The organism is Bradyrhizobium sp. HKCCYLRH2015 (assembly GCF_051168215.1).
Taxonomy (GTDB): domain Bacteria; phylum Pseudomonadota; class Alphaproteobacteria; order Rhizobiales; family Xanthobacteraceae; genus Bradyrhizobium.
Genome location: NZ_JBNPUO010000008.1, coordinates 426286 through 450531 on the forward strand (window position 1 = coordinate 426286; position 24246 = coordinate 450531).

General features: G+C 65.9%; 22 protein-coding genes. 18 read left to right on the forward strand and 4 right to left on the reverse strand.

Annotation, left to right across the window (positions count from 1 at the left end; all coding sequences use genetic code 11):
• The first annotated feature begins 116 nt into the window (after positions 1 to 116).
• From ACQR1H_RS22835 to ACQR1H_RS22850, 4 genes are all read left to right on the forward strand, one after another.
• The gene (locus ACQR1H_RS22835) at positions 117 to 866 is read left to right on the forward strand and encodes an electron transfer flavoprotein subunit beta/FixA family protein (protein ID WP_316237108.1); all 750 of its coding nucleotides are present in this window, start codon (positions 117 to 119) and stop codon (positions 864 to 866) included.
• Positions 866 to 1810 (forward strand): electron transfer flavoprotein subunit alpha/FixB family protein, encoded by a 945-nt coding sequence (locus tag ACQR1H_RS22840; RefSeq protein ID WP_434890800.1) that lies wholly within the window; start codon positions 866 to 868, stop codon positions 1808 to 1810. The genes ACQR1H_RS22835 and ACQR1H_RS22840 overlap by 1 nt, the downstream gene beginning before the upstream one ends.
• Before the next feature lie 99 nt (positions 1811 to 1909).
• Entirely contained in the window at positions 1910 to 2788 is an 879-nt protein-coding gene (locus tag ACQR1H_RS22845) for a 3-hydroxybutyryl-CoA dehydrogenase (RefSeq protein WP_315718147.1), read from the forward strand.
• An 80-nt stretch (positions 2789 to 2868) separates the two neighbouring features.
• Positions 2869 to 3066: a putative motility protein gene (locus tag ACQR1H_RS22850; protein ID WP_315805682.1), complete on the forward strand. Its 198-nt coding sequence runs from the start codon at positions 2869 to 2871 to the stop codon at positions 3064 to 3066.
• 199 nt (positions 3067 to 3265) lie between these two features.
• Here ACQR1H_RS22850 and tlpA read toward each other — a convergent pair whose 3' ends face one another.
• Positions 3266 to 3955, reverse strand: a complete 690-nt coding sequence (gene tlpA, locus ACQR1H_RS22855) for a thiol:disulfide interchange protein TlpA (protein WP_434908213.1) — start codon at positions 3953 to 3955, stop codon at positions 3266 to 3268.
• Positions 3956 to 4053: 98 nt separating this feature from the next.
• On the opposite strand from tlpA, the gene argH reads away from it, so the two are divergent.
• The 9 genes from argH to ACQR1H_RS22900 all read left to right on the forward strand — a co-directional run bounded on the left by argH (position 4054) and on the right by ACQR1H_RS22900 (position 16060).
• A complete protein-coding gene (argH, locus tag ACQR1H_RS22860) occupies positions 4054 to 5445 on the forward strand; it encodes an argininosuccinate lyase (RefSeq protein ID WP_434908214.1) in 1392 nt (463 codons plus the stop codon).
• 82 nt (positions 5446 to 5527) lie between these two features.
• Positions 5528 to 5821: an LPS translocon maturation chaperone LptM gene (gene lptM, locus ACQR1H_RS22865; protein WP_434864155.1), complete on the forward strand. Its 294-nt coding sequence runs from the start codon at positions 5528 to 5530 to the stop codon at positions 5819 to 5821.
• A 341-nt stretch (positions 5822 to 6162) separates the two neighbouring features.
• On the forward strand, positions 6163 to 7428 hold the full coding sequence (gene lysA, locus ACQR1H_RS22870; RefSeq protein WP_434908215.1) for a diaminopimelate decarboxylase: 1266 nt from the start codon (positions 6163 to 6165) through the stop codon (positions 7426 to 7428).
• A 214-nt stretch (positions 7429 to 7642) separates the two neighbouring features.
• Positions 7643 to 7966: an addiction module antidote protein gene (locus tag ACQR1H_RS22875; protein WP_316218841.1), complete on the forward strand. Its 324-nt coding sequence runs from the start codon at positions 7643 to 7645 to the stop codon at positions 7964 to 7966.
• 135 nt (positions 7967 to 8101) lie between these two features.
• Positions 8102 to 8395, forward strand: coding sequence for a hypothetical protein (locus ACQR1H_RS22880; RefSeq protein WP_315805689.1), 294 nt, complete (start codon positions 8102 to 8104; stop codon positions 8393 to 8395).
• Positions 8396 to 8444: 49 nt separating this feature from the next.
• On the forward strand, positions 8445 to 9419 hold the full coding sequence (argC, locus tag ACQR1H_RS22885; protein WP_434908216.1) for an N-acetyl-gamma-glutamyl-phosphate reductase: 975 nt from the start codon (positions 8445 to 8447) through the stop codon (positions 9417 to 9419).
• A 466-nt stretch (positions 9420 to 9885) separates the two neighbouring features.
• The gene (locus tag ACQR1H_RS22890) at positions 9886 to 10143 is read left to right on the forward strand and encodes a hypothetical protein (protein ID WP_434908217.1); all 258 of its coding nucleotides are present in this window, start codon (positions 9886 to 9888) and stop codon (positions 10141 to 10143) included.
• A 113-nt stretch (positions 10144 to 10256) separates the two neighbouring features.
• Positions 10257 to 11321 (forward strand): hypothetical protein, encoded by a 1065-nt coding sequence (locus tag ACQR1H_RS22895; RefSeq protein WP_434908218.1) that lies wholly within the window; start codon positions 10257 to 10259, stop codon positions 11319 to 11321.
• Positions 11322 to 13429: 2108 nt separating this feature from the next.
• Positions 13430 to 16060, forward strand: coding sequence for a TIGR02302 family protein (locus ACQR1H_RS22900; protein WP_434908219.1), 2631 nt, complete (start codon positions 13430 to 13432; stop codon positions 16058 to 16060).
• 19 nt (positions 16061 to 16079) lie between these two features.
• On the opposite strand, the gene ACQR1H_RS22905 is transcribed toward ACQR1H_RS22900, so the two are convergent.
• On the reverse strand, positions 16080 to 16922 hold the full coding sequence (locus ACQR1H_RS22905) for a MurR/RpiR family transcriptional regulator (protein ID WP_434908220.1): 843 nt from the start codon (positions 16920 to 16922) through the stop codon (positions 16080 to 16082).
• 199 nt (positions 16923 to 17121) lie between these two features.
• Here ACQR1H_RS22905 and ACQR1H_RS22910 point away from each other — a divergent pair, with 199 nt between their 5' ends.
• Positions 17122 to 19470 (forward strand): phosphocholine-specific phospholipase C, encoded by a 2349-nt coding sequence (locus ACQR1H_RS22910; RefSeq protein WP_434908221.1) that lies wholly within the window; start codon positions 17122 to 17124, stop codon positions 19468 to 19470.
• A gap of 57 nt (positions 19471 to 19527) precedes the next feature.
• Here the strand turns inward: ACQR1H_RS22910 and ACQR1H_RS22915 are convergent, their stop codons facing one another.
• Together ACQR1H_RS22915 and greA are read right to left on the reverse strand one after the other, a co-directional pair.
• Complete coding sequence (locus tag ACQR1H_RS22915; RefSeq protein WP_316218851.1) at positions 19528 to 19992, reverse strand: metallophosphoesterase family protein; 465 nt, start codon at positions 19990 to 19992, stop codon at positions 19528 to 19530.
• A gap of 29 nt (positions 19993 to 20021) precedes the next feature.
• The gene (gene greA / locus ACQR1H_RS22920) at positions 20022 to 20504 is read right to left on the reverse strand and encodes a transcription elongation factor GreA (protein ID WP_434887576.1); all 483 of its coding nucleotides are present in this window, start codon (positions 20502 to 20504) and stop codon (positions 20022 to 20024) included.
• A gap of 219 nt (positions 20505 to 20723) precedes the next feature.
• Here greA and ACQR1H_RS22925 point away from each other — a divergent pair, with 219 nt between their 5' ends.
• The 4 genes from ACQR1H_RS22925 to ACQR1H_RS22940 all read left to right on the forward strand — a co-directional run bounded on the left by ACQR1H_RS22925 (position 20724) and on the right by ACQR1H_RS22940 (position 24239).
• On the forward strand, positions 20724 to 21539 hold the full coding sequence (locus ACQR1H_RS22925) for an IclR family transcriptional regulator (protein ID WP_434908222.1): 816 nt from the start codon (positions 20724 to 20726) through the stop codon (positions 21537 to 21539).
• A gap of 25 nt (positions 21540 to 21564) precedes the next feature.
• Entirely contained in the window at positions 21565 to 22509 is a 945-nt protein-coding gene (locus ACQR1H_RS22930) for a dihydrodipicolinate synthase family protein (protein WP_434908223.1), read from the forward strand.
• Between the two features lie 70 nt (positions 22510 to 22579).
• Positions 22580 to 23407 carry an ABC transporter ATP-binding protein gene (locus ACQR1H_RS22935; RefSeq protein WP_315805700.1) on the forward strand — a complete coding sequence of 276 codons (828 nt, stop codon included), beginning with the start codon at positions 22580 to 22582 and terminating at the stop codon, positions 23405 to 23407.
• Positions 23400 to 24239: an ABC transporter permease gene (locus ACQR1H_RS22940; RefSeq protein ID WP_316237091.1), complete on the forward strand. Its 840-nt coding sequence runs from the start codon at positions 23400 to 23402 to the stop codon at positions 24237 to 24239. The genes ACQR1H_RS22935 and ACQR1H_RS22940 overlap by 8 nt, the downstream gene beginning before the upstream one ends.
• Positions 24240 to 24246: the final 7 nt, after the last annotated feature.

Consider the following 24246-nt stretch of genomic DNA (forward strand, 5'->3'; position numbering starts at 1 on the left):
CCGGGGGCGTGCGGGCCTGCTTTTTTCGCCCGTCGCGCGTTGACCGGGGGGGATGGGCGCTTTAGGTTCCGCGCCCGAAAGGTCAACCCCGGACAATTTAGAGCGAAAGAGGATCGATGAAGGTTCTGGTGCCGGTCAAGCGGGTGGTCGATTACAACGTCAAGGTCCGCGTCAAGAGCGATGGATCGGGCGTTGAACTCGCCAACGTCAAGATGTCGATGAATCCGTTCGACGAGATCGCCGTCGAGGAAGCGCTGCGGCTGAAGGAAGCCGGCAAGGCGACCGAGGTGGTGGTGGTCTCGATCGGGCCCGCGCAGGCCTCGGAGACGATCCGCACCGCGCTCGCGATGGGCGCCGACCGCGGCATCCTGGTCAAGGCCGAGGGCAATGTGGAACCGCTGGCGGTCGCCAAGATCCTGAAAGCCGTGGCGCAGGAAGAGCAGCCGGGCCTGATCATCCTCGGCAAGCAGGCGATCGACGACGACTCGAACCAGACCGGCCAGATGCTCGCTGCGCTGCTCGGCTGGGCGCAGGCGACATTCGCCTCCAAGCTCGAGGTCGAAGGCTCCGACTTCAAGGTCACCCGCGAGGTCGATGGCGGCCTGCAGACCGTGAAGCTGAAGGGACCGGCGATCGTCACCACCGATCTCCGCCTCAACGAGCCGCGCTACGCGTCGCTGCCGAACATCATGAAGGCGAAGAAGAAGCCGATCGCCGAGAAGACCGCCGCCGACACCGGCGTCGATCTCACGCCGCGGCTCGAGGTGATCAAGACCGCTGAGCCCGCGGGCCGCAAGGCCGGCGTCAAGGTCAAGGACGTCGCCGAGCTCGTCAACAAACTCAAGACCGAGGCGGGGGTGCTCTGATGGCCACGCTGCTGATTGCCGAACACGACAATGCCGCGATCAAGGACGCGACCAACAAGGCGCTGACGGCGGCTGCAGCCCTCGGCGCCGATGTCGACGTGCTGGTCGCGGGTCAGGGCGCCAAGGGCGCGGCCGACGCCGCCGCCAAGCTCGCCGGCGTCAAGAAGGTGCTGCTCGCCGACGATGCTGCCTATGCGCATGATCTCGCCGAGCCGCTCGCGGATCTCGTGGTCAAGCTCGCCGCGAACTACGACGCGATCGTCGCGCCGGCGACCTCGCGCTTCAAGAACGTGATGCCGCGCATCGCCGCTTTGCTCGACGTGATGCAGGTGTCGGAGATCATCAAGGTCGTGGCGCCCGACACGTTCGAGCGGCCGATCTATGCCGGCAACGCGATCCAGACCGTGAAGTCGAAGGACGCCAAGAAGGTCATCACCGTGCGCACCTCCACGTTCGCAGCCGCGGGCGAAGGTGGCAGCGCGTCGGTGGAGACCGTGGCGGCGGCCGGTGATCCGGCGCTGTCGAGCTTCGTCGGCGAGGAGGTCGCCAAGAGCGATCGTCCCGAGCTGACCTCGGCCAAGATCATCGTCTCCGGCGGCCGCGCGATGCAGAGCCGCGAGAACTTCGCCAAGTACATCGAGCCGCTCGCCGACAAGCTCGGCGCCGGTGTCGGCGCCTCGCGCGCCGCGGTCGATGCCGGCTATGCGCCGAACGACTGGCAGGTCGGCCAGACCGGCAAGGTCGTCGCGCCGGAACTGTATGTGGCGGTCGGCATTTCAGGCGCCATTCAGCATCTGGCCGGCATGAAGGACTCCAAGGTGATCGTCGCGATCAACAAGGACGAGGACGCGCCGATCTTCCAGGTGGCCGATTACGGCCTGGTGGCGGATCTCTACCAGGCGGTTCCCGAGCTGACCGACGCGCTCGCCAAGCTCGGCAAGTAACGCTCAAGACACCGGCCGCATGGGACCGCGGCGGCCGGTGTTCTCACTTCCAAGGGCATGGACGGGCGCAGCAGGCGTGCCGTTCGGGTGGATGACAACATGGCTCAGATCAACAAGCTCGGAGTGATCGGCGCAGGACAGATGGGCAACGGCATCGCGCACGTTGCCGCGCTGGCCGGGCTCGACGTGGTGCTCAACGACGTCACCGCCGATCGGTTGAAATCGGGCATGGCGACCATCAACGGCAATCTGACCCGCCAGGTCGCGAAGAAGGTGATCTCCGAGGACGCCCGCAATCAGGCGCTCGGCCATATCTCGATCAGCGAAACTCTCGATGGCCTCGCCGATTGCGATCTCGTCATCGAGACCGCGATCGAGAAGGAGGACGTCAAGCGCAAGATCTTCCACGATCTCTGCGCGGTGCTGAAGCCGGAGGCGATCATCGCCTCCAACACCTCGTCGATCTCCATCACCCGGCTCGCCGCCTGCACCGACCGGCCCGAGCGCTTCATCGGCATTCATTTCATGAATCCGGTGCCGCTGATGGAGCTTGTCGAGCTGATCCGCGGCATCGCCACCGACGACGCCACCTTCGAGGCGGCCAAGGAGTTCGTCGGCCGGCTCGGCAAGCAGGTCGCCGTGTCCGAGGATTTCCCGGCCTTCATCGTCAACCGCGTGCTGCTGCCGATGATCAACGAGGCGATCTACACGCTGTACGAGGGCGTCGGGAACGTCGAGGCGATCGACGCGGCGATGAAGCTCGGCGCGCACCATCCGATGGGCCCGCTGGAGCTGGCCGATTTCATCGGCCTGGATACCTGTCTGTCCATCATGCAGGTGCTGCACGAAGGGCTGGCGGATTCGAAGTACCGGCCGTGCCCGCTGCTGGTGAAATATGTCGAGGCCGGCTGGCTCGGCCGCAAGACGCAGCGCGGCTTCTACGACTATCGCGGCCCCAAGCCGGTGCCGACCCGCTGATTTTACCGCCGCTGGGCGCCATCGATACGCTTCGTTAAGGGACGCGGCTTAACCTCGCCGTAACGAGAGGTTGTACGCGTATGGACATGAGCTTGGTGGCTGCGGTCATGGCGCAGCAGGCGGGTGCGACACAGCAGCAGGTCGCGACGTCGGTGCTGAAGCAGAACCTGAATGCCCAGAAGGACGCGGTGCTGACGCTGCTCGGCGGCGCGCAGCAGACATTGTCGCTCGCCAATGCCGGCCCCGGCGTCGGCGGCAATCTCAACATCGCCGCCTGAGCGGGACGGGCCGTCGGTCTGGTTCCCACCGGCCGGAAATGAAGGGCCCGCCTCCCGCCAATCGATCACTCGTCATGCCCGGGCTTGTCCCGGGCATCCACGCGGTTCTGCGCATGCCGGCCGACGTGGATGGCCGGGACAAGCCCGGCCATGACGGCCTGGAAATAGCTTCCTGCAAAACGCTGCAAAACGCTGAGTGTCAGAGCCCCGCCGCTGTCTTCGTCGTCGCCGCCTGGATCAGCTTGACCGCGTCGGCGCTGTCCCACTCGGCAGGTCCCGCGATGGTCGCGATCTCGCAGCCCTGGGCATCGACCAGCACCGAGGTCGGCATGCCGAGCGCGCGGCCGACCGCCTTCAGATCCTGGAACACCTTGGCCTTCGGGTCGCTGAAATAGGCCAGCCGGGTCAGCTTGGCGTCGCTCAGGAACGCCTTGGGCTTCTCCGGATCGCGGGTGTCGATGTTGACCGCGACCACCTGGAAGGCGTCGCCGCCGAGCTTGGCCTGCAGCCCGTCCAGCGCCGGCATCTCCTTGCGGCAGGGCACGCACCAGGTCGCCCACAGGTTCAATAGCACCGTCTTGCCGCGGAAATCCGACAGCTTCCTCGCTGCCCCCGTGCCGTCCTCGAAGGCGAGGTCCGGCAGTCGCAGCGGCACGGTGGCCGCCGTCAGCGCCGCCACCTCGCCCTTGATCAGCGGCGAGATCCGCTTGGCGGTGGCGACCGCCGCCTGACAGGCTTGGTCGCCCGCCGGCCGTCCCCTGAGCAATCCGCCAAAGGTCACCGCGGCGATGCCGGCCACGGCGACCACCGCCACGGCACCGGCCGCGAGCAGCGTTCGCCGCGAGGATGCGGGGCGGGCAGGGGACGGCTCTGGCTTATCGTTTGTCATCTCGGGTCGGTTGCGGCTATCAGAGGCGCGAATTTCGGGAGTCCGGACGGTGTGTCCCATCCCGTGGCGATCAGCAAGGTCTTGGAAGCGGTTCAGGCATGAGCAACACGATGTGGGGCGGACGGTTCTCGGAGCGTCCCGACGAGATCATGGAGGACATCAACGTCTCGATCGACGTCGATCGCCACCTTTACGCGCAGGATATCGCCGCTTCCAAGGCGCACGCCGCCATGCTCGCCGCCCAGGGCATCATCACCGCGGGTGATGCGAAAAATATCGGGAAGGGTCTAGACACGATTTTGTCAGAGATCACCAAGGGTTCGTTCGAGTTCAAGCGGGCGCTCGAAGACATTCACATGAATGTCGAGAGCCGGCTGTCCGAGCTGATCGGCCCCGCCGCCGGCCGGCTGCACACCGCGCGCTCGCGCAACGACCAGGTCGCGACCGACTTCCGCCTGTTCGTCCGCGACACCATCGACGACATCGACGCGGCGCTCGCCGCCTACCAGCACGCGCTCGCCTCCCGCGCGCTCGACCATGCCGGCACCGTGATGCCCGGCTTCACCCATCTGCAGACCGCCCAGCCGGTGACCTTCGGCCACCATCTGCTCGCCTATGTCGAGATGGCCGGGCGCGACCGCGGCCGCTTCCTCGATGCCCGCAAGCGCCTCAACGAATCCCCGCTCGGCGCGGCCGCGCTCGCCGGCACCTCGTTCCCGATTGACCGCCACGCCACGGCGGAAGCGCTCGGCTTCGACCGCCCGATGGCCAATTCGCTCGACGCCGTGTCCGACCGCGACTTCGTGCTGGAGACCTTGTCGGCCGCCTCGATCTGCGCCGTGCACCTGTCGCGCTTCGCCGAGGAGATCGTGATCTGGACCTCGCCGCTGGTCGGCCTGATCAAGCTGTCGGACAAGTTCACCACCGGCTCCTCGATCATGCCGCAGAAGCGCAATCCGGACGCCGCCGAGCTCGTCCGCGCCAAGACCGGCCGCGTCATCGGCGCGCTGAACGCGCTCCTGATCGTCATGAAGGGCCTGCCGCTCGCCTATCAGAAGGACATGCAGGAGGATAAGCAGGGCGCGATGGAGGCGTTCGCGGCGCTGTCGCTTGCGATCCGGGCCATGACCGGCATGGCGCTCGACCTGGTGCCGGACGAGGCCCGCATGAAGGCCGCCGCCGGCGAGGGCTACGCGACGGCGACCGATCTCGCCGACTGGCTGGTGCGCACTCTGAAGATGCCGTTCCGCGAGGCCCACCACGTCACCGGGCGCATCGTCGCGCTCGCCGCCAGGCAGGGCGTGGCGCTGCACGAGCTGCCGCTCAAGGCGATGCAGGAGGTCGAGCCGAAGATCACGGCCGAGGTGCTCGGCGTGCTCTCGGTGGAATCCTCGGTGAAGAGCCGCACCAGCTACGGCGGCACCGCGCCGAAGAACGTCGCCGCGCAGGCCAAGGCCTGGCTGAAGCGGCTGGAAAAACAGCGAAAGTAGGGCTCCGTCCGAAATTTGATCGGCCCGGCGTGGCACTCCCGCACTCGTCAGGCCGGTCCAATCTCTGTATGGTGCCGCCCGCATGGGGATCTCACACGTGATTAGCGCTCGCCGTCCAACCTCCGCCGCCCGGGTCCTGCTCGTCCTGGGCGCCACAGCCCTGCTGCTGGCCGCCTGCGGCCGCAAGGGCCCGTTGGACCTGCCGGCCAACTCCCCGCCGGCGCCGCAGATGTCCGCCGCGCCCACCGACACCGCGACGGACGCCGCCAACAAGCCCGGCCTGTTCAACTCCGGCTACGGCGCTGATGCCGCCCCCGCCGCCACCCGCGGCCAGAAGAAGCCCTTCATTCTCGACCCGCTGCTCGACAGCAAATAGCGGCTGCGGCCTTCCTCAACTGACCAGCTGGGCATCCGAGATCGAGCCCGCCTAATTCCACCGTCATGGCCGGGCTTGACCCGGCCATCCACGTGGTGTGGCATCCTGGGACGGACGTGGATGCCCGGGCCTTCGCCGCGCCGAAGCGGCTACGGCCGCGCAGGCGGGTCAAGCCCGGGCATGACGCCGGAGAGATAGCCGGCCACAAGCGAACTCCGCGGGCGATCGCCCCTCCCCCTCCTCGAGGGGAGGGTGGCACCTCAATTGACAATCCCACCCATTTCCCGGCAATTCGCCGCCACAATCACTCAATCTCGCAGCCCCGCGCGCGGACCCGACCCATGAACCATTTCGACTACCGCGACGGCGTGCTGCACGCTGAGGACGTCAATCTCGCCGAGCTTGCCTCAACCGTCGGCACGCCGTTCTACTGCTACTCCACCGCCACCCTGGAGCGGCACTACCGCGTGTTTGCCGACGCCTTCGCCCGCCAGGACGTGCTGATCTGCTACGCGATGAAGGCCAATTCCAACCAGTCGGTGCTGCGCACTCTCGCCAAGCTCGGCGCCGGCGCCGACGTCGTCTCCGGCGGCGAGCTGAAGCGCGCGCTGGCGGCCGGCATTCCCGCGCGCAAGATCGTGTTCTCCGGCGTCGGCAAGACCGAGGCCGAGCTGCGCGCCGCGCTCGCGGCCGACATCCACTGCCTCAACATCGAGTCCGAGCCCGAGCTCGACCTGCTGGCGCGCCTCGCTGTGGAGACCGGCCACACCGCCCGCATCTCGGTCCGCGTCAATCCGGACGTCGATGCCGGCACGCACGCCAAGATCTCGACCGGCAAGTCGGAGAACAAGTTCGGCATTCCGCTCGACCACGCCCGCCGCGTCTACGCCCGTGCGGCGAAGATGCCGGGCATCAAGGTCACCGGCGTCGACGTCCATATCGGCAGCCAGATCACCGATCTCGGCCCGATGGAGACGGCGTTCCGCATCCTCACCGAGTTCGTGCAGACCCTGCGCGCCGACGGCCACGACATCTCCCATGTCGATTTCGGCGGCGGCCTCGGCATCCCCTATCACATGGACCGCGCCGTGCCGCCGGAGCCCGCCGCCTATGCCGCGATGGTCAAGCGCGTCAGCCACAATCTCGGCTGCACGCTGATGTTCGAGCCGGGCCGCATGATCGTCGGCAATGCCGGCATCCTGGTCGCCAAGGTGATCTATGTGAAGCATGGCGAGGCCAAGAACTTCGTCATCATCGACGCCGCGATGAACGACCTGATCCGCCCGACGCTCTACGAGGCGCATCACGACATCCTGCCCGTGAAGCAGGCCGCGCCGAACGCGCCCGCCTTCGTGGCCGACGTCGTCGGCCCGGTCTGCGAAAGCGGCGACTACCTCGCGCTCGACCGCGCGCTGCCCGAGCCCAAGCCCGGCGACCTCCTCGCCATCATGACCGCGGGCGCCTACGGCGCCGTGCAGGCCTGCACCTACAACACCCGCGCTTTGGTCCCCGAGGTGCTGGTCAAGGGCGACCAGTCGGCCGTGATCCGCCCGCGCATCGAGGTCGAGCAACTGATCGCGCTGGACACCCCGGCGCCGTGGCTGTGAGGGCGGCCTGACGCGCACGAAACTCGCGCGGCCACGCTCATCCGTCTCCACATCGTCATGGTCGGGCCTGTCCCGGCCATCCACGTCGTCCGGCATCCTGGGAACGACGTGGATGCCCGGGCCTTCGCCGCGCCGAAGCGGCTACGGCCGCGCAGGCGGGACAAGCCCGGGCATGACGGAGTAACTCATCGGCAGTTGCATTTGAGGATTGAGGATGAAAATCAGCAAGCTCAAGACATTCGACGCCGCTGAGCACCTCCGCACCCCGGCCGCCCGCGCCGAGTATCTCAACCTCGTGCTCGCCGACGGCGATCCCGCCGAGGTCCGGGACGCGCTCAATCTCGTCGCCCGCGCGCAGGGCATGAGCCAGGTCGCCAAGGCCGCCGGCGTGACGCGGGAGGGTCTCTACAAGACGCTCGGCGAAAACGGCAACCCCGAGTTCGCGACCGTCCTGCGGATCATCACGGCGATGGGAATCCGGTTGACGGCCGAGCCGGCCCGCGCCAAGCCGAAGACGAAAGCCGCGGCGTCGCGGTGACCCCAGTGACTGCAAGAAATTTTCGCTGCCGCTCGGACTGATGGAGCCGAACGGCAGCAGGCAGTCGTGAGTTTCACGCAGGGGCCCAGCAACTCCCTTAGGTTTCGTGCGCGTCCAAAAACCGGAAACAACAGGATGAACCTCGATCCGACCCTGGTTCGAGCGCTGCGCAACGCAGCCGAGGTCGGCGCTCCCGCATCGCAGCTCGTGATGATGATCGGTCGCCACCTGGATGCCCTCGATACCAACTTTCGCCTCTACGCGATTGCCTATATGCGTGAGGCGTTCTTCTTGCCGCTGCCCGAGGCCAGCACCGTCGGCGCGCTTGAAGTCTTCCCGGACGGACATTCATCTGCGGCTGATATCAATGATGAAATGAGGCCCATTCTCAATTCAACACGATCGAAATGGGCGTCGCATTCAGAGTAAGCGTCGCGCTCCCGAAATTCTCCCTTGAGCAAGCATCAGGACCCCACCCATGAGCATTCGCATCGGCATCGTCGGCATCTCCGGTTTTGGCGGCGGCGAGGCGATGCGCCTGGTCGCGGGGCATCCCGCATTCGAGCTGGTCTACGCCGCGGGCGAGGGCAGCGCCGGCCAGCGGCTGGCGGAGCGCTTCCCCGGCGTGCCGGCACAACTCGCCGATCTCGTGATCGAGAAGTGGGACCCCGCGCGCCTGCCGCCGCTCGACGTGCTCATGGCCTCGCTCCCCACCGGCGCCTCGCGCGAGGCGCTGGCGCGCGTGCCAGCCAGTGTGAAGATCGTCGACATCGGCGGCGACCACCGCTACGCCGACGGCTGGACCTACGGCCTCGCCGACGTCTGGCCCACCGAGATCGCGGGCCAGACCCGCATCGCCAATCCCGGCTGCTTCCCGGCGGCGGCGCTGACCCCGCTGGCGCCGCTGCTCGCCGCGCAACTGATCTCGCCCGAGAACATCGTGATCGACGCCAAGACCGGCATCTCCGGCGCCGGCCGCGGCGGCGACAGCAAATTCGGCTACGCCGAGAGCAACGAGAACCTGATCCCGTACGGCCTGCTCCGGCACGTCCACATGCCCGAGATCGAACGCACGATCGCGCGGCTCGGCGGCGGCAGCGCCACAGGCCTCGTGTTCACGCCGCATCTGGTGCCGATGACCCGCGGCATCCTCGCCACCATCTACGCCCGCGGCCGCGCCACCACGGCGCAGTGCCTCGACGCCGCCCGCCGCTTCTATCGTGACAGCGCCTTCGTCCGCGTCACCGACACGCCGCCGCAGACCAAGTGGGCCACCGGCTCCAACCTCGCCTTCGTCAGCTACGCCGCCGACCCCGACCGCAACCTGGTGATCGCGCTCGGCGTCGTCGACAATCTCGGCAAGGGCGCGGCCGGCCAGGCGGTGCAGAACGCGAATCTGATGTGCGGGCTGGAGGAGACGGCGGGGCTGAAGGGGGCGCCGGTTTGGCCGTGAAGGTGAGGCGAGCGTTCATAGTGGCGCTGCACACCACAAGGATCTGCATCGACGAAGTTATCCATACACCCCAGGACCTCCTATCTAGTGGGGAGGCGAGACAAATCACAATGAGCGTTTATCTCGGGATAACCGGGACGGGAAGCGCGGGCTTCGTTGACGAATCTGCCAACCTTGAATAGCTTAACTATGTTCGTGGTGGGCAACGCGTTACGCGCGATTGTCGGATTCATTCGGTGCCAAATCGGCGGCGGTGGGCACTGCCCGAGAATGACGGTGGGCGATAATGATGCCCTCCGATCGACATGCTGCGACCTCATTCAAAACATCAACGACGCATGGAGGACACGCATGCGTTGCGAGCAATCACCCCATTTTGCGGGTGTCGCTCTGTACTTCCCGGTCGAATGACCTTTCAGGTAGGCCGGAAGACACTGGAGCGGTCCCGCAGACGCAAGGACCTCCCATGTCTCGCTCTGTTAGAAAGCAGGCGCCTCCGCCCAACCACTCAGGCTCCGGGAATCTTATCGCCAGCATCTCGGTCGTCATCAGTCAGGTGCATGCCTTGGCCCATCGTTTAGGACCCACGCAGGCCTCTATATTCATGCTTGCTACACTTGCCCTCGTCTCGATCTACTTCATGCGAGACGGCATGTTGGGTGTGGTCGCCGTCTACCTCATCGCGGTAGTCGCCACGATGTTTGCCCAATGGAAGAAGCTTTAGGAGTCAGTGTCTTTCAGTCAGCGGTGTACCTTCTGCGGATTGTTACGCTTGTCGCTGGACTGCACGTTGCATCGTACTTGGGTGCACACTGCGATATCTATTGGGGGGGCTTCATGATTTGGAAAGTGCCGATTGATCTTTTGTCGCTCTACGGCCGGTTTGGCCGCGAAGCAAATCTTTCACTCCGAGACCCGGTTTCGCAGGAGGCATTCATCGCTGACGTGCGCAAAAGTCTTGGCACCGCAATCAACAATGACATCCTCATGCACGGCCAGCGCACAGAGAATATGTTCGCCGCGCTTGTCATTAGTCTCGGGCACTACGAGTTGTTGAATCGGGAGGATAACGGGGCAACTCATCCGTCAAGCGAATTTCAAGCCCCCGATTTTCGCGTGGTGCCGAAGAATGCGGGGCAATGCCTAATTGAGGTGAAGAACTTCTATGACCGCGAGCCTGGGCGCCAACTGTTTGAGATCAAGCCTGAATATCTTGCCAAGCTTCAGCGCTATGCAGACGCGGTGGGGTGCCCTCTGAAGTTCGCTATCTATTGGGCTCGATGGAGTGCTTGGGCGCTCATCGATCCTGCGGACCTAAAGCAACAGGAAGGGAAGCTCACATGCAGTATGATTGAAGCCCTTAAGGTCAACCAGATGGCTATGCTCGGCGACCGAATGATCGGGACGACCCCGCCGCTCAAGTTCCGCGTCAACGTCGACAAGACGAAACCGCGCGAGATTAAAGCCAGCGGCGAAGTCGCCTTCACGCCAAGTTACGCTGCCTTCTACTCCGGCGATGTGGAGATCACTGATCCCGTTGAGCAGAATATCGCATGGATTTTGGCCGATGTCGGGAGTTGGATCTGCGAAGGCCCGCTCGCCAGGATTGAGGACGATCAGTTAGAAGCAGTTGAGCTTATCTGGATGCCGGTGGAGCGGTCCAATCCTAATGAGCGATTTGAGACGATCGGGACCCTTAGCACGATGTTTTCCCGGTTCTACGCCGCAAAGACGCTTGATGAGCACGGCATAAAGCAGATCGAGGCTGACGTCGTGCCGGGCTGGCTTTCGCCGCTCGTCGCGTCGGATTTACGAAGCAAGGCCTTGCCACTATGGCGGTTTATTCTTCAACCTCATCGTCCGAATGTGCCAATCCTTGAGGCAAGCTCCGATCCGGATTAGTCGATTGTTCTGACTGATCTGCGCCCGCTTTTTGTTGCCGAAGATATTACTGCTAGGGATAAAACTATGCGGAATGGTGACAGTGCACTAATTAACTATCCGGCGGTGCACTCAACGACGACGAAAGCGGGATCCATGTGTTGGCTGGGGTAGCTCGAAGAACGGGCTCTTTACCTCGCCGGGCCGCTGATCGCACGACGCCACGAGGCTCATCGTGCCGCCGTCGTGATCTGTAACGCAGCTCGAAGCTGCCGTCGTCGCGCTGCTTCTCGAGGATCAGCTCCGGAGCGAGCTCGACCGTCCCATGGGCGCGAAGCGCGAGTTCGCCAGGTGCAGGTCCGTTGAGAATTTCAACAGAGGCGGAAGCCGAAGCATCCGTTGCGGGAGCGTGTGCCGGCCATGCGAGGGCAAAGGCAGGCATCAGTAGGTATGCCAGGGCGCGGAGCAGCGCAGCGATTGTCTTACGCCAGGGCTGGTCGCGCACCATAGGCTAGTCTTTGCCGGTGATATGCGTGGTCGCCGGCTCCACAAATGCACGGCCATCCTAATGCGCGAACCATAGAGTGGGGGCATGGCTAAATCACAAGATCCCTTGCCTCCCCCGCAAACAAGTGCAAAATGATCTAACGCTAGCGGGTGGAGCCGCCAGCGTTAGATTGGTTCAAGTCATCGATCGTGATTACATCAGGTAGAACGGGGGCCTTACCTCAATCAGCCAGATGACAATCGCGATCACGATTATCACGGCTGCGCCGGTACCGTACCCGGTACCGGTGACACCGATCGGGCCAAGTGAGACCTTCAAAGCCGAGCTACTCATTTAAGTCACCTTCCTTTCGGTTGAGCAAACCTATCAACCTGCTCTTTGCACCTTGGCTGACATACCCGATGCGAGTCATTACGCAGGACTCAGGCGCCCCGCCAGCGACGCGGCCTCCCGAGAAGAGCAGGTCAGACGATGAGCGCTGTTCTTGATAACCTCGACTATCAATGGGCGTCGATTCGTCGTGCGCTCGCCAAGTAGTTCTAGGAGATACCCCGGGACTCGCAATCCATTTGATTGATGCATGCGTGACGAGTCGTTGCACCGCTTGCAGCCCGGTGTTCAGCGTTGAGAAAGCAAGGTTTTGAAACATCGCGAGAATTCTTAGATGTGACAAACAGTATGGTCTGCCCAAAATTTCTTCATAATTTTTTTACGTTTCGGCGAGGTTTGGCCGGTTTTCCAAGCACTTGGTCCCGCTATGCGCTTAAGTCATTCTCAGGCCGGTGTTTTTCGCGATTAATTCCTTGACGGCAATTCCGCGTTCAAGTCGACGTCCCGTGCCGCGCGTTCAAGTGAAATTATTTGTCTTGCGCTTTATCCGAAATCATGCTCTACTCTCTGCATCCCGTCCCGTTGAGGGGGCGCTTCGCGATCGTCACGGACGTCGGGTGCGGGATGCGGTGGGCGCATTGGGGACGCAGCGTGGGCTTGCTCGCGCGGACGAACGATCCCGGTGCGACGAGGAAGTCGCGTGGTTCTGGCATCCCGGTGCTGATGCCAAGTGGGCGAGGACGTGTCGTCCGCGACGGGGCCAACGAGCCGGTCCCCGGGAAGAGCGCGTATAAATCGTAACACCATCGCGCAGGGAAGGCCGGGTGATCCCGGCTGAGCCTGTGGTTCTGCCGCGTGCTTATTTGTTGCACGCGGACCGCAGGTGCCAGTCGGCACCTGGCCTTCCCTGCGCCCTCTGTTTGAGGAGGGTGAGATGTCGGGCATCACTCGGGCGCGGATGGCGTCGCGAGAACGGATGTGCTTGCGAGCTTGGTTGGCGGTGCGGGCCTCGCCCTTCGAGACGCCCGCCTGCGGCGGGCTCCTCAGGGTGAGGGGCGAAAGGTTGTCTCCTGAATTGCAGCGCCGGTCTCGATGCCAACCCTCATGGTGAGGAGCGCCGCCTTCGGCGCGTCTCGAACCATGAGGCCCCGAACGCCCGTAACTCCCCGGGAACCGCCCCGGTCACACTCCCGTGTGATCCCCCCTGCGCAGGCGGGAAAGTCTTGGCACGGTGCGTGCCTCATGGATGCCTTTGTGGTAGGGTGAACATCCGGGCAACCTGGAGAGACTGTTGAGCGGCCTCACGAACGAGCCGGCCTCGCCGGCAAGCAGCACTCCCGATCGTCTTTCCAGCGACGCTCTCGCGCGGCTTAAGCTGGCGCAGGCGCTGAAGAGGGCGCGGTATGCCATCGCCTGGGAGCGCGGCTGGCCGCATCTCGCGCGGCTCTTGATGGTCTTCGGCCTGTTCCTGATCGTGTCCTGGGCCGGATTGTGGCTCGGCCTGCCGTTCGCGGCGCGCATGATCGGCGTGTCGCTGTTTCTCCTGCTTTTGCTCGGCGCCGCCGTGCCGATCCTGAAGTATCGCTGGCCGAGCCGCGAGGAGGGCCTGTCGCGGCTCGATCGCGGCTCCGGCATCGCGCATCGCCCGGCCACCGCGCTCACCGACACGCTCACCACCAAGGATCCGATCGCTCAGGCGCTGTGGCAGGCGCAGCGCGAGCGCACGCTCGCGTCCGTCAAGCGCATCCGCGCCGGCACGCCGCGGCCGCGGCTGTTGCTGCACGATCCCTGGGCGGTGCGCGCGCTGGTCGTCGTGCTCCTGGTCGCGACGTATTTTGCCGCCGGCGACGAGCGGCCGATGCGCGTGGCTTCCGCGTTCGACTGGAACGGCGTGATGACCCCCGTCGCGATCCGCGTCGATGCCTGGGTCAAGCCGCCGCTCTATACCGCGAAGCCGCCGATCATCCTCTCCGCCGCCAACAAGGAAGGCGCGGTGCCGGCGAACGGCCCGATCGTGGTGCCCGCGGGCTCGACCCTGATCATCCGCTCCAGCGGCGGCACGCTCGACGTCATCACCGGTGGCGGCGTCACCGAGGCCGCGGCGAACGAGGTCGCCGCCGGCGACGCCGCGCCGAAGGGCACCACCGAGAAGCACTACACGATCAAGGCCGACGGCACCGTGCATGTGCGCGCGCCGTCGGGGCAGCCGCAATGGGTGTTTTCGGCGACGCCGGACAAGCCGCCGGTCATCAGCATGGCCAAGGACCCGGAGCGCCAGGCGCGCGGCTCGCTGAAACTGTCCTACAAGATCGAGGATGATTACGGCGTCACCGAAGCCCGCGCCAAGGTCGCCGCGCGTGCGCCTGAGGCCAAGCCGGACGCCAAGACGGCGGACGCGCAGGCGGCGCGACCGCTGTTCCAGCCGCCGGAGTTTCCGCTGGTGCTGCCGAACGCGCGCACCCGCAACGGCGTCGGCCAGACCGTCAAGGATCTGAGCGAGGACCCCTATGCCGGCGCCGACGTCACGCTCACCTTGACCGCCAAGGACGAGGCCGGCAACGAGGGCACCAGCGAGCCGTTCGAGACCAGGCTGCCGGAGCGGCTGTTCACAAAACCGCTGGCGCGGGCGCTGATCGAGCAGCGGCGCCTGCTCGCGCTCGACGGCAACCGCAATGGCGAGGTGTTCACCGCGCTCGACGCGCTGGCGATCGCGCCGGAGCTGTTCACGCCGGAGCTCGGCCAGTATCTCGGCCTGCGCGCGGTGACGCGCCAGCTCGAGGCTGCGCGCACCGACGATGCGCTGCGCGAGGTGGTGGCGAGCCTGTGGGCGCTCGCGGTCACCATCGAGGACGGCAACATCAGCGACGTCGACAAGGCGCTGCGCGCGGCGCAGGACGCGCTGAAGCAGGCGCTGGAGCGTGGCGCCAGCGACGAGGAGATCAAGAAGCTCGCCGAGGATCTGCGCCGGGCGATGGACAACTACATGCGCCAGCTCGCCGAGCAGCTGCGCAACAACCCGCAGATGGCGCAGCGGCCGCTCGACCAGAACACCAAGGTGCTGCGTCAGCAGGACCTGCAGAACATGATCGACCGCATGGAGCGGCTGTCGCGCCAGGGCGACAAGGAGGGCGCGCGCGAGCTGCTCGAGCAGCTGCAGCAGATGCTGGAGAATTTGCAGATGGCGCAGCCCAACCAGGGCGGCGACAACGACATGGAGCAGGCGCTCAACGAGCTCGGCGACATGATCCGCAAGCAGCAGCAGCTCCGCGACAAGACCTTCAAGCAGGGCCAGGACTCGCGGCGCAACCGCAACAAGCAGCAGGGCGACCAGGACCAGGGCATGGGCGACCTGCAGCAGGACCAGCAGGCGCTGCGCGACCGGCTGAAGCAGTTGCAGGAGCAACTCGCCAAGCGCGGCATGGGCCAGCAGGGCGAAAAGGGACAGAAGGGTCAGAAAGGCCAGAAGGGCCAGCCCGGCCAGCAGGGCGAGCAGGGGGATCAAGGCGACCAGGGCGATTCCGGCGACGGGCTCGACGATGCCGACAGCGCGATGGGCGATGCTGGCAGCCAGCTCGGCGACAACAATGCCGACGGCGCGGTGGAGTCGCAGGGCAAGGCGCTCGATGCGCTGAAGAAGGGCGCGCAGAGCCTCGCCGAGGCGATGCAGCAGGGTGACGGCGACCAGCAGGGCGACGGCCCGGGCCAGCGCGCCGGCCGCCAGCAGGGCGCGCAGCAGACCGATCCGCTCGGACGTCCGATGCATCCCGGCCGCGACATCGACGATTTCTCGCAGAAGATTCCCGGCGAAATCGACGTGCAGCGCGTCCGTCGCATCCTGGAAGAACTGCGCCGCCGTCTCGGCGATCAGTCGCGGCCGCAGCTCGAGCTCGACTACATCGAGCGGCTGCTGAAGGACTACTGAGGCGCGGTCAGTGCCGCCGTCAGTAGCGCTTCTCGGACAGGATGCGCGCCGCGTGCTGCAGCCTGTCGACGGAGCGCTCGGTGTCGGTCAGCGCGCAGCAGCTGACCAGCGTGTCGATGATCGCGAGCTGCGCGACGCGGCTGCTCATCGCCTCCGGCCGGTAGCGCGTCTCGTTGGCGACGGTGTAGAGCAGCACCTCGCAATGCGCCGCCAGCGGCGACTTGCCGAGCCGGGTGATGCCGATGGTGCGCGCGCCCGCCGCCTGCGCCAGCCGCGTCGCCAGCACCGTCTCGACCGTGCTGCCGGAATGCGACACCGTGACGGTCGCGACGTCGGGGCCGGTCATGCCCGCGCTGACCGCCTGCACATGGGAGTCGACGATGGCGTTCGCCGCGAGCCCGAGCTGCAGCAGCCGGTACGACAGGTCCTGCGCGATCGGCGCCGAGCTCCCGATGCCGTAGATCTCGACGCGCCGCGCCTCCCGCAGCAGCTTCGCCGCCTGCGCCAGCGCGTCCATCGACAGCAGCCGCCGCGTCTCCTGCAGCGAGGCGGCATGCGCGGCGAAGATGTGGTCCGTCACCGTCGCCGGATCGTCGCCGCGATGCAGGTCTTCCTGGATCAGCCTGACAGGCTCGATCAGGTCCCGCGCCAGCATGATCTTGAGCTCCTGGAAGCCGCGCACCCCGACCCGCCGGCAGAACGACACGATCGTCCCCTCGCTGACGCCGCAGGCTTCCGCGACCTCGGTGATCGACATGTGGATGAACGGCTCCGGCCGGGCGATGACCAGCTCCGCGATCTGCCTGGCCTTGGGCGGCAGCTCGTTCTGCAGCTCGCGCACGCGGGCCAGAATGCCGTTCACGCCCGGTCCAGAACGAAAGGTCGATTCCGTCACGCTGCGCCCCGATACTGAGGAAATCTCATTCAGACTCATTTCGTAAATAAAAATTTCACAGCGCTGTCAAGCCGCGCTGATACGCCAGGGACGTTCGCAGGAGCTGGCCGGGCTCGCCCCGCCAATCCTGACGATGGTCTTCAGGATTTCAAAAGGTCGTATCAGCATGACAACACGTCGCGATTTCTTGGCAGGCGCCACGGCGGCGGCTGCCTTCGCCAGCATCCGCCAGGCGCTCGCCATTCCGGCACGGCGCCGGACCGGCACCATTCAGGACGTCAAGCACATCGTCATCCTGATGCAGGAGAACCGCTCGTTCGACCATTATTTCGGCACGCTGCGCGGCGTGCGCGGCTTCGGCGACCGCTTCCCGATCCCGCTCGAGAGCGGCAAGCCGGTCTGGTTCCAGTCCGACGGCAGCCGCGAGATTCCGCCCTATCACCGCGACTCCACGACCTCCAACGCGCTGGTCGGCTATGGCACGCCGCACTCCTTCGGCGACAGCCAGGCGGCGTGGAATCAGGGCAAGATGGGCTATTGGGCGAAGTACAAGACGCCCTATGCGATGGGCTATTTCGGCCGCGACGACATCCCGTTCCAGTTCGCCCTCGCCGAGGCGTTCACGATCTGCGACGCCTACCACGCCTCGATCACCACCGGCACCGATCCGAACCGCATCGTGTTCTGGTCCGGCTCCAACTTCAACCCGGCGCTGCGCGCGCAGGGCATCAACTCCACCACCAACGACTCCGAGCCCAACAACCTGCGCTGCTGGCCGAACCCGCACAATTGGGTCGCCGGCCAGCCGCAGCCGCAGGCCAACTACAAATATGTCGGCAGCGACTTCGCCTGGGATACGCTGCCCGATCTGCTCAACAAGGCCGGCGTGAGCTGGCACATCTATCAGGACATGAACGACAACTGGACCGGCGCAATGCACGGCTGTCTGGCGTTCTCCAGCTTCCGTCACGCCCAGCCGAACGATCCGAACTACGTGCACGGCCTGACCGGCGGCCCGGACTATCTCGACCGGCTGAAGGCCGACGTCATGGCCGGCACCCTGCCGCAGGTGTCGTGGATCCTGCCGACGCAGGCCAATTCCGAGCATCCCGGCGGCGGCAGCCCGACCCGTGCCGGCAATTTTACCGACCAGGTGCTGGAAGCGCTGACGGCCAATCCCGACGTCTGGAGCCAGACCGTCTTCTTCCTGACCTTCGACGAGAATGACGGCTTCTTCGATCATCTGCCGGCCCCCGCGGTGCCGTCCTACGACATCAACGGCAAGCTGATGGGCAAGGCGACCCTGCCGCTCGACGGCGAGTATTTCTCCAACACCGTCGGCAACGTGCTGACCGCGACCGACACGGTCAGCGGCAACATCCGCCCCTGGGGTCTGTCCGCGCGGGTGCCGATGTATGTGGTGTCGCCGTGGAGCAAGGGCGGCTGGGTCAACTCGCAGGTGTTCGACCACACCTCGATCGGCCGCTTCCTGGAGAAGCGCTTCGGCATCAAGGTCGAGGCGATCAGCCCGTGGCACCGCGCCGTCTCCGGCGATCTCACCTCGGCGTTCGATTTCGCCAGCCCGAACGATCCGCGCTTCCCCGAACTGCCCGACCAGAGCAACTGGCAGGCCTCGGATGCGCACCAGAAGACGTTGCCGGCGCCGGTCGCGCCCGCGACGCCGCAGCCCTTGTACCAGGAAACCGGCGCGCGCTATTCGCGTCCGCTGCCCTACATCCTGCACGCCACCGCGAAGGTCGACGCCGCCGCGGGCAAGGTGAAGCTCTTGTTCGCCAACACCGGCTTTGCCGGCGCCGTGTTCCACGTCTACGACAAGCAGCGTCTCGATCTCATTCCGCGCCGCTACACCGTCGAGGCCGGCAAGATGATCGACGACGAATGGAGCGTCGGCAGCGATGGCCTGTATGATCTCTGGGTGCTCGGCCCGAACGGCTTCCACCGTCACTTCAAGGGTGACCTCGACAAGGTCAGGCCGTCGAATGCCGCCAACCCCGAGATCTTCGTCGGTTACAACGTCTTCGAGGGCGGCCTGCACATGCAGCTGCGCAATGACGGCCATGCCCGCGTGAGCTTCACGGTGAAGTCGAACGAGATCTACGGGCCGTTGCAGGCCGTCACCGCCTCGGTCTCGGCCGCGCTGGAGCCGCAATGTCCGGGCTTCGGTCCGCTGCCCGGCTTCCATCCGGTGGGCTTCGGCGCGGTGCCCGGCTTCCGCTCGGCGCCCGACTTCGATGCTCCGGGCTTCGGCTTTGGCGCGCCGACGTTCTTCCCGGGGCCGAGCCATGGCGGTCCGTCGACCTCGTGGACCGTCAAGGTGTCGGCACCCGGACGCCACGGCGAGCTGTACTGGCACCTGCGCAAGTCCGGCCTGTGGTACGACTTCGTCGTCACCAGCGACACCGACGACAGCTTCTATCGCCGCGTCGCTGGCCACGTCGAGACCGGCCGTCCCTCGTTCAGCGATCCCGGCATGGCGCTGGCCGATCGCTTCTGATCGATGGATCTCATCTGAGTTCGGGGAGGGCGCCCATGGGCGCCCTTTCGCTTTGCGTCAGCCGCTGCCGAGGTCGTGGATCACGGGCGACAGGCTGGCTGAGGAGATATCCAGCGTCGCCAGCGTGATCGGCAGCCTGAAGCGGCGCGGCCCTGCGCTGCCCGGATTCAGGTAGAGCACGCCGTCGCGTGTCTCGACGCCCGCGCGATGCGAATGGCCGGACACGATGATGTCGATACACGCCGTTGCAGGATCGATCGCGAGATCGTGGACGTCATGCACGACATGGACGGCACGTGTGCCGAGCCTGATGGTCTCGGTCGCAGGATAGGCATTCGCCCAGTCTGCCGTGTCGATGTTGCCGCGGATCGCAGTCACCGGCGCGATCGAGCGAAGCTGCTCGACGATGTCGGGGCGGCCGATATCGCCGGCGTGGATGATGTGGTCGACGCCGGCCAGACGTCGCACGGCCTCCGGTCGTAGCAGCCCATGAGTGTCGGAGATGATTCCAACCTTGAGCATCGTTTCCCGCCGGGGTGATGGGCATCGCCTCAGGCGATCGTGAGAATCTCCAGCTCTTGTCCGGTCACCTCGACGACGTCGCCGACCGATTTGCCCATCAGCAGCCGCGCCACCGGTGAGACGTAGGAGATCATGCCGCGCTTCGGATCGGCCTCGTCCTCGCCGACGATAGTGTAGGTCTGCACGCGGCCGTCGCCGCGCTTGAACGTCACGGTGCTGCCGAACGCGATCTGATCGGTCGAGGCCGGTGCCGGCATCACCTGCGCGGTCCGCACACGCGCTGCAAAGTAGCGTGCGTCGCGCAGCGGCAGCGCCGACTCCCGCCGCCGTTCATTCACGTCCTCGATTTTCTGCGCCGCTTCATAGGCCGTCTGCGCCTGAAGCAGCTGCGCCTCCAGCGCCTTGAGGCCGGCGTCGGTGACGAGGTTCGGATGCGGCGAGACCGGCCGGTCGGGCAGCTGCGTCTCGGCCGCCGTCTCGGCGCTCTCTTCCTTGGTGAATGCGACGCTCACGCGGGACTCCTGAAAAAGGCCGCGAGATATCGCGGCCCCCAGGAGAGATCATGCCGGCTGTGCGGATTTCAAGCCGTGCGCATACGGCGTGCGAGCGCGCTTGACAGATGCGGCTGGGCGCGTTCTAATATTCGAACTATAGTTCGCAATCCGAACCATAGCAAAACAAGATGCGGGTCGTCAAGGCCCGGCGCCAAGCAGGAAACGCGGAGCTCCCCCGTGGACGAGGACAGCAAGGCTGGCAAAAGCGTCGTGCAGTCGCTGGCCAAGGGTTTTCAGGTGCTGAACGCCTTCACGAGCGACGCGCCCGAATTGGTGCTCGCCGACGTCGCGCGCCGCGCCACGCTCGACAAGGGCACCACCTTCCGCTTGCTCAACACCCTCGTGATGCTCGGCTATGTCGAGAAGGTCGGCGACACCAGGCGCTTCCGCCTGACGTTGAAATGCCTCGACCTCGGCTTCAACGCGATCGCTCGCTCGGAGTTGCGCGACCAGGCCCGCCCGATCCTGCGCAGCCTGGTCGGCGAGATGAACGAGGCCGCCTCGCTCGCGGTGCTCGACGGCAGCGACATCGTCTATGTCGAGCGCATCCAGGCGGGCCTCGTCCGGCTCGGCGTCGACGTCCGGATCGGCAGCCGCGCGCCGGTCTATTCCACCGCTGTCGGCCAGGCGATCCTGTCGCTGCTGCCGGTGCAGACGCAGATCGAGGTGCTCGAAGCGCAGCCGCGCATCAAGCGCACCGAAACCACGATCACGGATCTCGACGCGCTGCTGCAGCGCCTGCGCCAGGTGAAGGCCGCCGGCTACGCGCTCTCGAATCAGGAGAATGCACCGGGACTGTGCGTGCTCGCCGCACCGGTCGTCGATCGCGACGGCGTGCCGCTCGCAGCGATCAGCGTCGCCGCCCCGACCATGCGCGTGTCAGCCGATGAGTTCGAGCGCACCGGCGTCGTGCCGCTGCTGCGCGCCGCGGCGCAATTGTCGCGCGCGCTCGAAGCCATGGGCGGCGCCACCGCCACCGTTTCCAGCCGATGACACCAGAACTCATCAGGAGCCCGACATGAGCGTCATGACCAACTTCAAGGGGATCATCCCGGCGATCGCCGTCCCCTTCAACGCCGATCACTCGATCGACGAGGCCGAGCTGACGCGCTATGCGGCGTGGCTCGGCAAGCGCCGCGGCATTGTCGGCATCATGACCAACGGCCACACCGGCGAGGTGTTCAGCCTCACCGCAAGAGAGCGCGCGGAGGTGACGCGCATCGTCGCCAGGGCGCTGACCGGCATCTGCCCGACGATCTCCTCCGTCGTCTGCGAAGGCATCAAGGACGGCATCGAGCATGCGCTGATGGCCAAGGAGGCCGGCGCCACCGCGCTCGACATCATGCCGCCGCATCACTGGCTGCGCTTCGGCTTCAAGCGCGAGCACTGCCTGGACTATTTCAACGCCATCGGCGATGCGACCAGGCTGCCGCTGATCGTGCACGTCTATCCGGCCTGGACCCGCGCCTCGTTCTCCTCCGAGCTGCTCGCCGAGCTCGCCCGGCTCGACCACGTCCAGGCGTTCAAGATCGGCACCCGCGAGATGAACAAATATGCCCGCGACCTCAAGGCAATCCGCGCGGCGGCCCCGGACAAGGCGCTCTTGACCTGCCACGACGAATACCTGCTGGCGTCGATGGTGCAGGGCGTCGACGGCGCGTTGGTCGGCTTCGCCTCGCTGATTCCGGATCTCATCTACGATCTGTTCGCCGCGGTGACGGCCGGTGATCTCAAGCTGGCGATGAAGTTGCAGGCCATGATCGATCCGTTGAAGGACGCGGTGTATGGCGGCGGCGAGCCGACCGGAGAGGCGCATGGCCGCATGAAGGCGGCGATGCAGGTCGCCGGCGTGATCCGCGATGCCACCGTGCGGCCGCCGACGCATGCGCCGAGCGCCGAGGAGATGGCCGCGATCCGCGCCGCAGTGGCCGCGGCCGGGCTGACGGTGCAGGCTGCAGCCTGAGCAACGAGAGGCGACGGCCGGTGACGGCCGCTGCCTGTGATCATAAAAACAAGAGACCGGGTGGACGCTCATGCTGATGATGGATGTCGACGATGCGCAACGGCGCGCTGCTGACACGCCGGACGATGTGCTGATCGCGATCGACCAGGTCTCGAAGACCTATGTCTCGGCCTCCGGTGCGGCGGTGCATGCGTTGAGCCGCGTCTCGCTGGATATCAAGCCGGGCGAGTTCGTGTGCGTGGTCGGCCCGTCCGGCTGCGGCAAGAGCACGTTGTTGCGTCTGCTCGCCGGTCTCGACGGCTACAGCGATGGCCGGCTGCTGCTCGATGGCGAGCCCGTCGCCGGTCCCTCGCGCAAGGTCGGCGTCGTGTTCCAGGCCGCCAACCTGCTGCCGTGGATGACGGTGCGCGACAATGTCGGGCTGCCCTTGCGCGTCGGCGGCAAACATGCGCCGGCCGGCGATCGCATCGAACGTCTGCTCGCCGTCACCGGTCTCGGCGATTTCGGCGACAAATATCCCTATGAGCTGTCCGGCGGCATGCAGCAGCGCGCCGGGATCTGCCGCGCCCTGGCGCGCGATCCCGAGATCCTGCTGATGGACGAGCCGTTCGGCGCGCTCGATGCGCTGACCCGCGAGCGTCTGAACCTCGAGCTGCAGCGCATCTGGCAGGAGAACCGCAAGACCATCCTGCTGATCACCCACTCGATCTCGGAAGCCATCTTCCTCGCCGACCGCGTCATCGTGATGTCGGCGCGTCCCGGCCGCATCCTGGCCGATCTCGCCGTTCCCATTCCGCGGCCGCGGTCGTTCGACGACATCGTGCTGCATCCGGACTATGCGCGGCTCGCCAGGGAGGTCCGCGGGCTGCTCAATGCGCAGGAGCATGGCCATGACTGATCTTGCCAACGTCGCCGTGTCAGCCATGTCGCAGAAGCCAGCGAGTCCACGCCGCGGCATCAGCCTGGGATCGCCGATCGCCTGGACCGGTCTCGCGGTGCTGATCCTGAGCTGGATCGCCGCGGTCAACCTGCTGAACATCCCGTCCTACATCCTGCCGAAGCCCGAAGCGGTGGTCCGCGCGCTTTGGTCGGGGCTCGCGGTCAGCCCGGCCAGTCCGCTCGGCTACTACCTGCCGCTGTGGAGCACTCTCAGCAACGCCGCTGTCGGCTGCGCCATCGGCGTCGGGCTCGGCCTCGTCATCGGCTCGCTGATGGCCGAGGTCGAGGCCATCGAACGGCTGGTGATGCCCTATGCGTTCGCGCTGCAGAGCTTGCCGAAGGTGGCGATCGCACCGCTGATCGTGATCTGGTTCGGTTTCGGCGACGGCTCCAAGATCGCGATCTCGGCGCTGCTGTCGTTCTTCCCGGTGCTGATCAACAGCTTCACCGGGCTGCGCGCCGTAGAGCCGGAGCGCGTCGACCTGATGCGCTCGCTGTCGGCGTCGCGGCTCGAGACCTATCGCATCGTCAAGCTGCCGAATGCCGCCCCCTTCATCTTCGCTGGCCTCGACATGGCGGTGGTGTACGCGCTGCTCGGCGCGATCGTCGCCGAGTTCTTGGGCGCTCAGCGCGGCATGGGGGTGGTCATCACCCAGGCGCAAGCCGTCTCCGATGTCGCAGGCGTGTTCGCCGCGCTGATCATTCTCGGCGTGCTCGGCATCGTGCTGCACGGGATCGTGCGCTGGTGCGAGGCCAAGGTCGTGCACTGGGGCGCCAATCGGAGAAAATAGGACAGCA

Excerpts from the sequence above, each read along its gene's own strand:
- ACQR1H_RS22880 (WP_315805689.1), top strand. The coding sequence starts at position 8,102 with ATGAACCTCGATCCGACCCTGGTTCGAGCGCTGCGCAACGCAGCCGAG.
- ACQR1H_RS22890 (WP_434908217.1), top strand. The coding sequence starts at position 9,886 with ATGTCTCGCTCTGTTAGAAAGCAGGCGCCTCCGCCCAACCACTCAGGC.
- ACQR1H_RS22840 (WP_434890800.1), top strand. The coding sequence starts at position 866 with ATGGCCACGCTGCTGATTGCCGAACACGACAATGCCGCGATCAAGGAC.
- tlpA (WP_434908213.1), bottom strand. The coding sequence starts at position 3,955 with ATGACAAACGATAAGCCAGAGCCGTCCCCTGCCCGCCCCGCATCCTCG.
- argC (WP_434908216.1), top strand. The coding sequence starts at position 8,445 with ATGAGCATTCGCATCGGCATCGTCGGCATCTCCGGTTTTGGCGGCGGC.
- lptM (WP_434864155.1), top strand. The coding sequence starts at position 5,528 with ATGGGGATCTCACACGTGATTAGCGCTCGCCGTCCAACCTCCGCCGCC.
- ACQR1H_RS22850 (WP_315805682.1), top strand. The coding sequence starts at position 2,869 with ATGGACATGAGCTTGGTGGCTGCGGTCATGGCGCAGCAGGCGGGTGCG.
- argH (WP_434908214.1), top strand. The coding sequence starts at position 4,054 with ATGAGCAACACGATGTGGGGCGGACGGTTCTCGGAGCGTCCCGACGAG.
- lysA (WP_434908215.1), top strand. The coding sequence starts at position 6,163 with ATGAACCATTTCGACTACCGCGACGGCGTGCTGCACGCTGAGGACGTC.
- ACQR1H_RS22845 (WP_315718147.1), top strand. The coding sequence starts at position 1,910 with ATGGCTCAGATCAACAAGCTCGGAGTGATCGGCGCAGGACAGATGGGC.
- ACQR1H_RS22835 (WP_316237108.1), top strand. The coding sequence starts at position 117 with ATGAAGGTTCTGGTGCCGGTCAAGCGGGTGGTCGATTACAACGTCAAG.
- ACQR1H_RS22935 (WP_315805700.1), top strand. The coding sequence starts at position 22,580 with ATGCTGATGATGGATGTCGACGATGCGCAACGGCGCGCTGCTGACACG.
- ACQR1H_RS22910 (WP_434908221.1), top strand. The coding sequence starts at position 17,122 with ATGACAACACGTCGCGATTTCTTGGCAGGCGCCACGGCGGCGGCTGCC.
- ACQR1H_RS22895 (WP_434908218.1), top strand. The coding sequence starts at position 10,257 with ATGATTTGGAAAGTGCCGATTGATCTTTTGTCGCTCTACGGCCGGTTT.
- ACQR1H_RS22875 (WP_316218841.1), top strand. The coding sequence starts at position 7,643 with ATGAAAATCAGCAAGCTCAAGACATTCGACGCCGCTGAGCACCTCCGC.
- ACQR1H_RS22915 (WP_316218851.1), bottom strand. The coding sequence starts at position 19,992 with ATGCTCAAGGTTGGAATCATCTCCGACACTCATGGGCTGCTACGACCG.
- ACQR1H_RS22940 (WP_316237091.1), top strand. The coding sequence starts at position 23,400 with ATGACTGATCTTGCCAACGTCGCCGTGTCAGCCATGTCGCAGAAGCCA.
- ACQR1H_RS22930 (WP_434908223.1), top strand. The coding sequence starts at position 21,565 with ATGAGCGTCATGACCAACTTCAAGGGGATCATCCCGGCGATCGCCGTC.